Raw genomic sequence first — 12,911 nt, forward strand, 5'->3', positions numbered from 1 at the left:
TTATACCTTTAATTTTATTGTAATCTTCTAACGTTTTTCACGTCTATTTTTCAATAAAATAACTTAATCATGAAAAATAGCATTTTAACTTTATTTCTATTTCTTACTCTACATAGTTTTTCTCAAATTGAAAAACCTAGCTTAAGCCCTAAAATTATAACCAAACAACAAGTGGGCTTAGCCAATTTTACTCTTGAATACAGCCAACCAAGCCGAAATAATAGAGAAATCTTTGGAGCTTTAATTCCCTATAAGAAACTATGGAGAACTGGAGCCAATGCTTCTACAAAAATTACCGTAAACAAAGAGGTATCATTTGCTAATCATAAAATGCCAGCTGGAACTTATGGTTTATATACAATTCCAGACACAAAAGAATGGACCATTATTATTCATAAAAAAAGTAACTTATGGGGAGCTGGTGGCTATCAAAAAGCTAACGATTTAATTCGTTTTACTGTTCCTGTAATAAAAACTCAATGCCTAGTGGAAACTTTACAAATAGGTTTTGAAAAATTTACTGTAAATGGTGCTGACCTATTCATTACTTGGGAAAACTCAAAAGTTATTATTCCTGTCAATGTAGATTCTGATGCAATTATACAGAATCAAATAAATGAAAAGATAATCAATTCTGAAACTCCTGTAAAAGCTCAAACATATTTTGACGCTGCTCAATATTATTATTTAAAAAATAAAGATTTAGAAACTGCCTTTAAATGGTTTAGTAAAGCTGTTGAACTAAGACCTGGTGCTTTTTGGTATGTATATTACAAAGCTGAATTAGCTCATGTCTTAAAGAAAAACGGCATAGCTAAAGAAGGAGCTAAAAAATGTTTAAAGGCTGCTAAAGAAAGTAAATCGTCAGACTATGGCTATATCGCTAAATGTTCATTACTATTAAAAGCTATAAACCATAATAAAAAATAACTTTCTTTTTTATTTCATAGATTCGCAGTATGAATTTGCTCTATAACTTATTGCTTTTTAAAGCATCAATCATACTGCCTCTTATTGCCTTATTTAATAAAAAAATAAGGCTTTTTGTTAATGGTAGAAAAGAAACATTCAGTAAGCTTAACAGTATTAGCTCTTCTGATAAAGTTATTTGGTTTCACGCTGCCTCATTAGGAGAATTTGAACAAGGTAGACCCATTATTGAAGGATTAAAAAAGCAATATGTAAACCATAAAATTGTTGTTACATTTTTCTCTCCTTCTGGTTATGAAATCAGAAAAAACTATAAACTTGCTGATGTTATTTGTTATTTACCCCTTGATACAAAAGCAAATGTTAGGAAGTTTATCAATAAAGTACACCCAGAAATTGCTATTATTATTAAATATGAATTCTGGCCAAACCTCTTGTCTGAATTAAAAAAGCAAGAAATACACACTATTTTAATTTCTGGTATTTTTAGAAAGAAACAATCATTTTTTAAATGGTATGGTGGTTTTACAAGAAAAAAACTAAAAGCTTTTAATCACTTTTTTGTTCAAAATGAAATATCAAAACAATTATTATCTTCTATAAACCTTAACAATAGTACCATTGCTGGCGATACTCGTTTTGATAGAGTATACGATATACTAAAGCAAGACAATTCCATAGATTTTATTTCTGAATTTCAAAACAACCATTACACAGTAGTAGCAGGAAGTACATGGAAAGAGGATGAAAAGCTACTGGTAAACTATATTAATAACTTTGCTGATGATAGTGAAAAATTTATCATTGCGCCTCATAATATAAACGAAAAGCAAATTTTAGAATTACAAAAGTCTATTCATAAAAAATCTGTATTGTTTTCTAAAAAAGACAACTTAAATCTATCTGAATATCAAGTTTTTATTATTGATACTATTGGCCTCTTAACTAAAATCTATTCTTATGCAGATGTTGCTTATGTTGGTGGTGGTTTAGCTACTGGGCTTCACAATATTTTAGAACCTGCTACTTATGGTATTCCTGTAGTATTTGGTGGAAAAAAATACAAGAAATTCAATGAAGCCACTGACTTACTTGATTTGAAGAGTGTTACAATTGTTACAAACAATGAAGATTTTTCTAGTATTTTTACCACGTTAAAGAATGATAAAAAACTAAGGGAGCAAATGGGGAACACGAATCATAAATACATTAAAGATAATATTGGAGCTACAAAAGCCATTTTAAATTATATTAAAAACATATTATAATGGATATTTTATTTCAACCATGGGCATGGTATGTCTCTGGCCCTTTAATTGCTTTAGTTCTTTTTTTCTTTTTCTATTTTGGTAAAAACTTTGGTATATCTACTAACTTAGAAACCATGTGTACTATTGCAGGTGCAGGAAAGATATCTGATTACTTTAAAAAAGATTGGAAAGAGCGTGATTGGGCACTTGTTTTTATTGTTGGATTAATTATCGGAGGATATGTCGCTGTAAATTATTTATCTACTACGACTACTATTGATTTGAATCCAGATACTGTGAAAGATTTAGCCGATTTAGGTTTTTCTAAAACTGCTAATTCTTTTGTTCCTAATGAAATCTTTAGCATTGAAAGCATGTTTACTTTAAAAGGTTTTATAATATTACTTGTTGCTGGTATTTTTATTGGTTTTGGTACTCGATACGCTGGAGGTTGTACTTCTGGTCATGCAATAACAGGTTTGAGTAGTTTACAATTACCATCGTTAATTGCTGTAATTGGTTTTTTTATTGGTGGCTTATTAATGACATGGATTTTATTCCCTTTAATTTTCGGATAAGATGAAGAATTTAAAATTTTTATTACTCGGTATTTTCTTCGGAATTGTTTTAACCAAATCTGAAGCTATTTCATGGTATAGAATTTATGAAATGTTTAAGTTTCAATCTTTCCATATGTATGGAATTATAGGTTCTGCTGTAGGAATTTCTTTAATTTTAATGCACTTCTTTAAAAAAGGAACTATCAAAGATTACTTAGGGAATCAAATTACGGTAAAAGAAAAGAAAAAAGGATTTATTAGAACTTTAATTGGCGGTACTATTTTTGGTTTAGGATGGGCTTTAGCTGGTGCTTGCCCCGCTCCAATTTTTGTATTAATTGGTCATGGTATATTACCAATTTTAATAGTTCTTATTGGTGCTATGTTGGGTGCTTTTATTTATGGGCTATTAAGTAACAAACTTCCTAACTAATCTTTAATTAAAATAGCTTCTCTTATTTTAGAATTGGTATTATCTATTACCTCCCAATTATATATTTGAGATAGTTGATATAATTTAGATAATTCTTCAAATAAGCGTGTTTTAGCTTCTTTTTGTAAGTTAGACACCGTTATGGTTGATTTTATATTTTCGATTGATTTATCAGTAAGTTTATTCAATTCAGCTTTTGAAAAAGTATTAAACTTACTTTGTTGTAAATCGAAATACTTTATATCTGGAGATATTACTATTTCTTCTTCTGGAATTTTATTGATAATTATTTGTTTTGCAATACTATCTATTTGAATATCTAATTTAGATAAATCATAGCCTACTTCAACTTTAGCATTGACAGATAACATTGCTTTTTTTTCGAAGGATAAATAATTATAAAAGTATTTTTTTGTGTCTGTATAACTGTACATTTCAGAAAAATTCCCTTCTGAAACTACTAATTTGCTTAAGTTTTGAATTCCGTTTAAAACTACCTTTATTTCTTCTTGTTGATGTTTTTCTTCTTTTCTTTCATACCAAAATTTAGCAATAAGAAAGCCTAATAAAAAAACAGCAATGTACTTTAAGAGACGCATAGATTTTATTTTCTATAAATATAGAAAATCTGTAATAAGTATAATTTTAAAAACTAAGCTTCTTTTTCTTCTTTAGGAAATGCTTGTTTGTTAAATAAGAATAATAATGCTACTCCAATGGTTATCCAAGAATCAGCTCCATTGAATATTGCATTAAAAAAAGTAAAATTTTCTCCTTCATAAATTGGAAAGTACAACATATCTACAACTTTTCCATAAAATAACTCTCCGTAAGGTTTATCTGAAAACAATGTTGCTACATTATGATATGATGAATCAAAAATTACTCCATAGAAAACAGAATCAATAATATTACCTACAGCTCCTGCTAAAATTAATGATATGGCTACTACTACTGCAGTATGTGCTTGTCTTTTTATAGTTTGCCATAACCAGTAAATAATTCCTGATACCGCAACAACTCTAAACAGTGTTAAAAATAATTTCCCTGCTTTTCCTCCAAACTCAAAACCCCAAGCCATACCATTATTCTCTGTAAAATGTATTTTAAACCAATCGCTAAATACAACGACTTCTTCTCCTAATTGGAAATGAGTTTTTACATATATTTTACTAATTTGGTCAATTAATATTGCCAAAATTACGGTAAGTATTGCTATATTTTTTTTAGACATTTTGAGAATTTAATAGCAACAAAAATAAGAAAAGTATTGGTTTTTATTCTCTTATTAGAATAACATTAGCATTTATAGATTTTACTTTAAAATTAGGGCTAGAATTTACCTTCTTTTCATAAAATTTATTATTCATTTTTTTATTGTTTAAAGTAAACTTTCCGTTAGTAGTTTCGATATCTAAACTTATATTTTTATTTAATTCTGCATAAACATTTCCTAAGAATAGTTTTACCAAAATATCTCCTTGTACTTCGTTTAATTTTACATTTCCTCTTTCTATAAAAACAGACAAATCTCCTTTGTAGCTTTTTGATGCTACTCCAACATTCTTACCGTAAACAATAACTTTTTTGTTTTTTGGAACTCTTATAACCGCACTGGCTCTTTCTATACGCTTCGTTATATATTTCCTAAAAACTCCATTATCAAAAGCTTTAAAATTTAACTTAAATCTAATTCTGACTTCTTCTCTATCTTCTTCTATAAGGATTGCATGTGAATTTGGATTTTCATCTAATAGGACTACCTCTAATTTATCTTCTAAAGAGTATTCTATAATAACATCATCCAACCCATCAGTAATAATTTCTATTACCTCTGCTTGTATATTTTTCTGCTTTATTAACTTTTCCTGTGAAAAAATTAAAAAGCTTGAAAATATGAAGATGTATATCAAAAAGTTTCTCATATAAAAAAAGCCTCTTTTATAGAGGCTTTATATATTATTTATATTTTTTTATTGTTTACGTTTAGCTTCTATGCTTAAAGTTGCATGAGGAACTAATTTTAAACGCTCTTTTTGAATTAATTTACCTGTAACTCTACACACTCCGTATGTTTTATTTTCAATACGAATTAGTGCATTTTTTAAATCACGAATAAATTTTTCTTGACGAATGGCTAATTGCATATTTGCTTCTTTTGCCATTGTATCAGATCCTTCTTCAAACGACTTGAATGTTGGTGAAGTATCTTCAGTTCCGTTGTCGGCTCCATTTTTATATGAATCCTGTAATAGTCTTAAATCTTCTTCAGCGTGTTCTATTTTCTTTAAAATGATTTCTTTAAATTCTTGTAGATCACCGTCAGAGTATCTTACTTTAATATCATCCATAACGCTATATTTTTTCTATTAACATTTTACTTTTAATGGCATCGAATTCAATATCCGTACCAGTCTTTAAATCATCAACAAAAACTAACGTATCTGTTAATGTTTCAGCTTTTATATAGTTTTCATTTGCTATAACCGAATTCTCTAAATCGGCAGCTTGTAAAATTGTTAACTTTATTTTATCAGTTACATCTAAACCGGTCTCTTTACGTGCGTTTTGAATTCTATTAATTAATTCTCTTGCAACTCCTTCTTTACGTAAATCATCATTAATTGTAACATCTAAAGCTACGGTTAAACCTTCAGCATTTGCTACCAACCAACCTTCGATATCTTTGGATGAAATCTCTACATCAGCGGTTTCTAAATTAATGATTTTATCATTAATTTCAATGGAAATACTCCCTTCTTTTTCAATTTTAATTATTTCTTCTTGACCGAATTTTTGTATCTCACTAGAAATCAACTTCATATCTTTCCCAAACTTAGGCCCTAAGGCTTTAAAGTTTGGTTTAATTTGCTTAACTAAAATACCTGAAGCATCGTCTAATAGCTCTATTTCCTTAACATTTACCTCAGATTTAATTAAATCTGCTACAGCTAAAATTTCTTCCCTTTGAGTTTCCCCTAATACAGGAATCATTATTTTTTGTAATGGCTGACGTACTTTGATTTTTTCTTTAGCTCTTAACGATAAAACTAATGAAGAAATAGTTTGTGCATTTTCCATTTTACGCTCTAACGATTTATCAACTAAATCTGCATTGTATTTTGGAAACTCTGCTAAATGTACACTTTCAAAATCTTCAGTTCCTGTAGCCTTAATTAAATCTTTATATAATTTATCCATAAAGAAAGGTGCTACTGGAGATCCAAGTTTAGCTACAGTAACCATACAAGTATATAACGTTTGATATGCTGAAATTTTATCTTGAGCATATTCTCCTTTCCAAAAACGTCTTCTACATAAACGAACATACCAGTTACTTAAGTAATCTTGAACAAAATCAGAAATTGCTCTTGTTGCTTTTGTTGGTTCATACTCTGCATAGAATTTATCTACTTTTTGAACCAATGTATTTAACTCTGATAAAATCCAACAATCAATCTCTGGTCTATCTTGTATTGCTATCTCTTCTTCACTGTAGGTGAAATTATCAATATTAGCATATAAACTAAAGAATGAATAAGTATTATACAATGTTCCAAAAAACTTTCTGCTAACCTCTGTAATTCCATCTAAATCGAACTTTAAGTTATCCCATGGGTTCGCATTTGATATCATATACCAACGAGTAGCATCTGGACCATATTGATCTAATGTTTCAAATGGATCTACTCCATTTCCTAAACGTTTAGACATTTTTTGTCCATTCTTATCTAATACTAATCCATTTGATACAACATTTTTATATGCTTTATCGTCAAAAACCATAGTAGCTATTGCATGAAGTGTATAGAACCAACCTCTAGTTTGATCTACTCCTTCAGCAATAAAATCTGCTGTTTTCCACCCTTCTTCTACTAATTCTTTATTTTCAAATGGGTAGTGCCATTGTGCATATGGCATTGAACCAGAATCAAACCAAACATCAATTAAGTCTGATTCACGTTTCATAGGCTCACCGCTACCTGAAACTAATGTAATTTTATCAACTACATTTTTATGTAAATCTACTTTGTCATAATTTTCTTCAGACATATCTCCTGATACGAAATCAGCAAAAATATCCTCAGTCATTACACCAGCTTCTACTGAACGCTGCATTTCTTCTTTCAACTCAGCTATAGAACCTATGATTTTCGTTTCTTTTCCATCTTCTGTTCTCCAAACTGGTAATGGAATTCCCCAAAAACGTGAACGCGATAAGTTCCAATCGTTTGCATTCTTTAACCAATTACCAAAACGACCTGTTCCTGTTGCTTCTGGTTTCCAGTTAATTTCTTCATTTAAAGAATACATACGTTCTTTTACATCAGTTACTTTGATAAACCAAGAATCTAATGGGTAATATAAAATTGGCTTATCTGTTCTCCAACAATGTGGGTAACTGTGTACATATTTCTCTACCTTAAAAGCTTTATTTTCTTCTTTTAATTTGATTGCTATTTGTACATCTACAGATTTTTCTGGAGCTTCTCCTTCAACATAATACTCATTCTTAACATACATTCCTGCAAACTCTCCCATATCTCTTGTAAATTTCCCTTGCAAATCTACTAATGGCACTAAATTATCGTTTGCATCTTTTACCAACATTGGTGGCACTCCTGCATCTTTTGCTACCAAAGCATCATCTGCACCAAAAGTAGGTGCAGTATGTACAATACCTGTACCATCTTCTGTAGTAACAAAATCTCCAGGAATAACTCTAAATGCCTGCTCTGGTGTTTCATAAGGTAACGCATACGGCAATAATTGCTCGTATTTAATTCCTACTAAGTCTGCTCCTTTACATTCCGCTACAACGCAATAAGGTATTTGTTTATCTCCTGCATTATAAGAAGCCAAATCTGCTTCATTTTCAACCGCTTTAAACTTTTTACCTGCAAATTGTTTTCCAACTAATGGCTTTCCTAGTATTACTTGAATTGGCTCGAATGTATATTGATTAAATGTTTTAACTAATACATAATCTATTTTTGGCCCAACTGTTAAAGCTGTATTACTTGGTAAAGTCCATGGAGTTGTAGTCCATGCAAGGATATGGATATCTCCTCTGTTTTCTAGAAAACTTGGTAAAGTTTCATTAACTGCTTTAAACTGTGCTACAACTGTAGTATCTGTAACATCTTGGTAAGCTCCTGGTTGGTTTACCTCATGTGAACTTAATCCAGTTCCTGCTTTTGGTGAATATGGTTGAATTGTGTACCCTTTGTACATCAAGTCTTTGTTGTATATCTGCTTTAACAACCACCATACCGTTTCCATATATTTAGGCTTATAGGTTACATATGGATCTTCCATATCTACCCAATACCCCATTTTTTCTGTTAAGTTATTCCAAATATCTGTATACTTCATTACAGCTTTTTTACAAGCAACGTTGTATTCTTCTACTGTAATTTTAGTACCAATATCTTCTTTAGTAATTCCAAGTTCTTTTTCTACTCCTAACTCAACTGGTAATCCATGAGTATCCCATCCAGCTTTACGTTTAACTTGAAATCCTTTTAATGTTTTATAACGGCAAAAAATATCTTTAATGGTACGTCCCATTGCATGGTGAATCCCTGGTAAACCATTTGCAGAAGGTGGTCCTTCAAAAAATATGAATGGTTTGTTGTCATCACGTGTAGTTATACTTTTTTCAAAAATGTTGTTTTCCTTCCAATAATTAAGGATTTCTTCAGCAACATTTGGCAAATTAAGCCCTTTGTATTCAGTAAACTTCGTACTCATTTTTTTATAATATTAATTGAATGTGCGAAATTACGTATTTTCTTGTAATTGTTGGGGTTGCCTTATAAAAAATGTATACTAATTTTAAGCTTTTTAGCGTTATTATTTATTTTCAAACATCTCACACTTTTTAAGCTTATATTGTATTTATTGCTGCTATTTATATTGATTACTTATTTTTGGTTTTTAAATACTTATTTATGAAGTATATTTTTACTATTTGTTTACTATCTTTTATCGTCTTTGGAAGCAATGCTCAATCAAAGGAAACAACTCCTTTATACAATAGATTGAGAGCTTTTAGCCCTGATATTGACAAAGATGAAATTGACAAACAATTAAAAAACTTACATACACTCCCTAAAGATAAACTTGCTGATTTTTATGTTGCTCTTGCAAATTATCAATATGCAATTTATAGAGATCATGAAAATGCTAATAAACATTTTTATTTTGCGTTAGAACAACCTATTATTTCTGACTATACCAAAGCTGATGCTTTAAATGGAATAGGTACCATATATAGCGGTTTTTTTCATCATGACTTAGCCATAAAAAACTTTAAAAAATCTTTAGAAATTGTTTTAAACAAATATCCAGATTCTATAGATGATATTAATAGTTTGTATAACAATATTGGTCATTCTTATTCAAACGAAAACCATAAAGACAGTGCTCAATATTACTTTAAAAAAGGAATACAACTTGGATTAGAAAAAAACTCTCCAGCTATGGGCTGTTATTTTAATATGGGGTTTGCACATTCCAATCCTGATTCTGCTTATTATTACACTAAAAAAGCTCTTGATGCTAGTATCCAATTAAAAAAAGATTACCTACTTACCTTTTGCTATATAAATCTAGGAGCCAATGAAATTAGTAGAGGTAATTTAATAAAAGCTGATAGTTTACTTAATTTATCTGAAAAAAACGCTCTGAAGTTTAAACAAACAAAATTTATTAATGAAATTAAAGTACAACGTGCTCGTATTTTAATAAGTCAAGATTTTAATAACGAAGGAATTAATTTATTAAAAAAAGCAATTCCTTATTTTGAAAATTTAAACGATTTTCTTCAACTTGAAACAATTTATATATGGCTAGAAAAAGCGTATATAAACAACAAACAGTTTGAAAAAGCACATTGGGCTTTAAGAAAATACAATAAGAACATAGCCGATAAAGAGAATAGTAAAAAACTTAAAAAAGATCAGGGAATTGCTATTTATAAAAACCTAGAAAAAAAATTGCAATCGGAAAGTATAAGAAGCTCTGCTCAGAAAAGATTTTACTTAGTTATTATTTTATTGCTTTTAGTCTTTTTTAGCTTCGCTATTTATCTATTCTTGAAATATAAAAAGAGACAACATTTAAAAAACAGCAAACTATATTCAAAAGTAGGTTCTTTAAGAGATGAAAACATTCAAAATCATCAGCAACTATTATTTAAAAATTTATTAGTTGATGAAAAACAAACTTTTTTAAAACAGCTTGCTTCTGATGTAAAAACTCATGCGAATAATGCAGCAAAAGACAAAAATGCTTTTTTAGATATTTATAAAAAAATTCAACAAAATATTAAAGATTCTATTGGTAATGAATTTGAATATCACTTCGAAAAAGTACATCCTAATTTTTATAAATCTTTGAGTAAAGAAGGGTACAAATTAACCAAAAATGAAATGAGATTGGCTGCTTTAATTAAACTAAATTTTAGTACAAAAGAGATTTCAGAGATTACAAAACAATCTGTAAATACCATAAATGTTGCTAAAAGTAGATTGAAAACAAAATTATCTTTAGACAAAAACACTTCTCTATACAGTTTCATTCAAAAACACTAATAAACAATAATATACATTAAAATGTAATGCTTTTGTAACATACAAGATTACAGGAATAAACTCTTTGTAAGCCCTTACAACAACTATTTTTTTTAAGTCTACTCTAATTTTGCTTCCTGAATTTAAAAGCAATGTTTTTATGAAGCTAAACATAGTTGTTTCTCTTTTTTTAATAGGTAGTTTCTTTTCTTGTTCTACTCCTAATATTGTTGTTTCTTCTAGTTTAAAAAACAACACATCAATTTATGAAGTTACTGGTAGACAAGGGTGGCAATTCAATCAAATAATAAGCTTTGGTAACTTCAAAACATCTAAAATAAAGAGAGGTTGGAACCTAGGTTATAACATTCCATTTAAAATTCATTTCAAAGGAGCTAAAGAAAAACTAAGTTTTATTCAAAACACCACTAACGAAAAAGCTCAAGTTAATTGTATTGGTAAATTTAAAAGTACTGAATACAATTTAATTGAAGATTTTTTTGCTATTGAATTATCCTATAAAAACTATTTTGCAGGTTCTATTAGTATAGATTCTTCTAAAAACAACTGGAATTTCATTTTACATGAACCTAATGGAAATTCTTTGAAAAATAGCACTTTTGGTTTTATTAAAAATTCAAAAAACAAACAGCAAATTATAATTAAACCTGTAAAAAAAATAGAGGGACAAGCTAACTGGATTCAAATAGATAATCATGGCTTCGAATTCTTATACAACGGTACATCAATAGCTGCTGTTTCTTTACTTAATAATGGACGTGTTTGGATTAAAAACGATCTAAACAACGAGCTACAAACTGTAATTTCTAGTGTTGCTTCTGCCTTATTGGTTAGACATAACTTAGAAGAAAGCTTAAACTAAAAACATAAATACATTATCATATGAATAATAAAATAATATTTCCCTTATTATTGTGTGTTAGCCTTTTAATAGGATGCTCAGAAGACACTATTGTTAAAAACAATACCTCAACATTGGTTAACACCCCTCATGAAAATCTTAATCTTAGTAGTACTTTAATCAGTTCTACCTTGCCTGCTAGAAATGGTGCTGAAATAATAACTTTTAAAGGAGAATATTGGTTCATGGGAGGAGAAGAACCATTTCTACGTTCAAACAACACTTACTTTAATGATATATGGAAAAGTAATGATGGGGTTAATTGGACTAAAGTTGTTGATAACGCTCCATGGCAAGGTCGTTCTGATTTTAATCTTTTAAATTTCGATAATAAATTATGGATTATTGGCGGGAAAAATGACAATAATGACATTACAGAATGGTTAAATGATATTTGGCAAAGTGATGATGGTATTAATTGGACACAGGTTACTAAACATGGTCCATGGGAAACCAGAGAAAGCATGTCTGTTTCTGTTCACAATAACAAAATGTACTTAATTGGTGGACATTCTTTAACCAACTGGCATTTATATCAAGACATATGGGAGTCTAGTAATGGAAAAAATTGGACTAAAGTGGGTAGCATTAGTGATACTTTATTGGGTACTGAATCTTCAAGACAAGGAATTCAAGAACATACCATCATTAAATTAAACAATGAATATTACTTAATTGCTGGGCAATTAGCTTCTATATTCACTGCTCATACACGCGTTTTAAAAAGTAAAGATATGATTAACTGGTCTGTAGCTACTATAAATACGCCTTGGAAAAATTATAAATACAATAATTTGGGAGACCTTCGTCCTTTTGTTTACAAAGGAAATTTAGTCGTTGTTGTAAACACAGGTTTAATTAAAATAGCTAATACTGGAGATGTTAAAAAAGACTATTTACCTGCTAAACAATTAATTTACTCTTCTAAAGACGGTATTAACTGGGAAGAAAAAGCAGAGCTTAATAAATTACCAAGTGTAAATGGACAACTTTCATTACACATGCTTAAACCTAGAGTTTTACATGTTAACAATGAAATTTATCTATATGGTTCTTATCGTGCTTCTATAGTAAACAAAAAATTAGATACAGAAACTCATATCTATAAAATAACTAATAATTAATTTACCAAAGCCCCCTTAAGTAAATTAAGTAATTCTATTTTTTTTATTCAATCGATGTTTACTTAGTATTGATTTTCAAAATAATTGCTTGATTAGTAAAAAAGCGTTGCAAGAA

12 protein-coding genes are annotated in these 12,911 nt (G+C 29.2%); 7 read left to right on the forward strand and 5 right to left on the reverse strand.

All coding sequences use genetic code 11. The features are described 5' to 3' along the window. Positions 1 to 69: 69 nt before the first annotated feature. From ACOQN8_RS04195 to ACOQN8_RS04210, 4 genes are read left to right on the forward strand one after another with little or no spacing between them, the layout of a single operon-like run. Positions 70 to 930, forward strand: coding sequence for a DUF2911 domain-containing protein (locus ACOQN8_RS04195; RefSeq protein ID WP_420551728.1), 861 nt, complete (start codon positions 70 to 72; stop codon positions 928 to 930). Positions 931 to 959: 29 nt separating this feature from the next. Continuing rightward, a complete protein-coding gene (locus tag ACOQN8_RS04200) occupies positions 960 to 2,198 on the forward strand; it encodes a 3-deoxy-D-manno-octulosonic acid transferase (RefSeq protein WP_420551729.1) in 1,239 nt (412 codons plus the stop codon). After that, the gene (locus tag ACOQN8_RS04205; RefSeq protein WP_420551730.1) at positions 2,198 to 2,758 is read left to right on the forward strand and encodes a YeeE/YedE family protein; all 561 of its coding nucleotides are present in this window, start codon (positions 2,198 to 2,200) and stop codon (positions 2,756 to 2,758) included. Before ACOQN8_RS04200 ends, ACOQN8_RS04205 begins: the two co-directional genes overlap by 1 nt. Position 2,759: 1 nt before the next feature. Further along, a complete protein-coding gene (locus ACOQN8_RS04210) occupies positions 2,760 to 3,173 on the forward strand; it encodes a DUF6691 family protein (protein ID WP_420551731.1) in 414 nt (137 codons plus the stop codon). On the opposite strand, the gene ACOQN8_RS04215 is transcribed toward ACOQN8_RS04210, so the two are convergent. The 5 genes from ACOQN8_RS04215 to ileS are packed head-to-tail and all read right to left on the reverse strand — an operon-like array spanning position 3,170 to position 8,927. After that, on the reverse strand, positions 3,170 to 3,772 hold the full coding sequence (locus tag ACOQN8_RS04215) for a DUF4230 domain-containing protein (RefSeq protein ID WP_150898442.1): 603 nt from the start codon (positions 3,770 to 3,772) through the stop codon (positions 3,170 to 3,172). The genes ACOQN8_RS04210 and ACOQN8_RS04215 overlap by 4 nt on opposite strands. A 53-nt stretch (positions 3,773 to 3,825) precedes the next feature. After that, entirely contained in the window at positions 3,826 to 4,407 is a 582-nt protein-coding gene (locus ACOQN8_RS04220; RefSeq protein ID WP_235274197.1) for a lipoprotein signal peptidase, read from the reverse strand. Positions 4,408 to 4,450: 43 nt separating this feature from the next. Then, entirely contained in the window at positions 4,451 to 5,098 is a 648-nt protein-coding gene (locus tag ACOQN8_RS04225) for a hypothetical protein (RefSeq protein ID WP_420551732.1), read from the reverse strand. A gap of 48 nt (positions 5,099 to 5,146) precedes the next feature. After that, complete coding sequence (locus tag ACOQN8_RS04230) at positions 5,147 to 5,524, reverse strand: TraR/DksA family transcriptional regulator (protein WP_150898439.1); 378 nt, start codon at positions 5,522 to 5,524, stop codon at positions 5,147 to 5,149. Between the two features lie 4 nt (positions 5,525 to 5,528). Next, a complete protein-coding gene (gene ileS / locus ACOQN8_RS04235; protein ID WP_420551733.1) occupies positions 5,529 to 8,927 on the reverse strand; it encodes an isoleucine--tRNA ligase in 3,399 nt (1,132 codons plus the stop codon). Positions 8,928 to 9,127: 200 nt separating this feature from the next. Between ileS and ACOQN8_RS04240 the strand changes: the two genes are divergently transcribed. The 3 genes from ACOQN8_RS04240 (at position 9,128) to ACOQN8_RS04250 (ending at position 12,796) form a co-directional block, all read left to right on the forward strand. Beyond that, positions 9,128 to 10,771: a hypothetical protein gene (locus tag ACOQN8_RS04240; protein WP_420551734.1), complete on the forward strand. Its 1,644-nt coding sequence runs from the start codon at positions 9,128 to 9,130 to the stop codon at positions 10,769 to 10,771. Between the two features lie 139 nt (positions 10,772 to 10,910). Continuing rightward, positions 10,911 to 11,633 (forward strand): hypothetical protein, encoded by a 723-nt coding sequence (locus ACOQN8_RS04245; RefSeq protein WP_420551735.1) that lies wholly within the window; start codon positions 10,911 to 10,913, stop codon positions 11,631 to 11,633. A gap of 20 nt (positions 11,634 to 11,653) precedes the next feature. Further along, positions 11,654 to 12,796, forward strand: a complete 1,143-nt coding sequence (locus ACOQN8_RS04250) for a Kelch repeat-containing protein (RefSeq protein WP_420551736.1) — start codon at positions 11,654 to 11,656, stop codon at positions 12,794 to 12,796. The last annotated feature ends 115 nt before the right edge of the window (positions 12,797 to 12,911 follow it).

This window comes from Tenacibaculum aiptasiae, from assembly GCF_965221665.1.
In the GTDB taxonomy this organism is placed as follows: Bacteria; Bacteroidota; Bacteroidia; order Flavobacteriales; family Flavobacteriaceae; genus Polaribacter; species Polaribacter aiptasiae.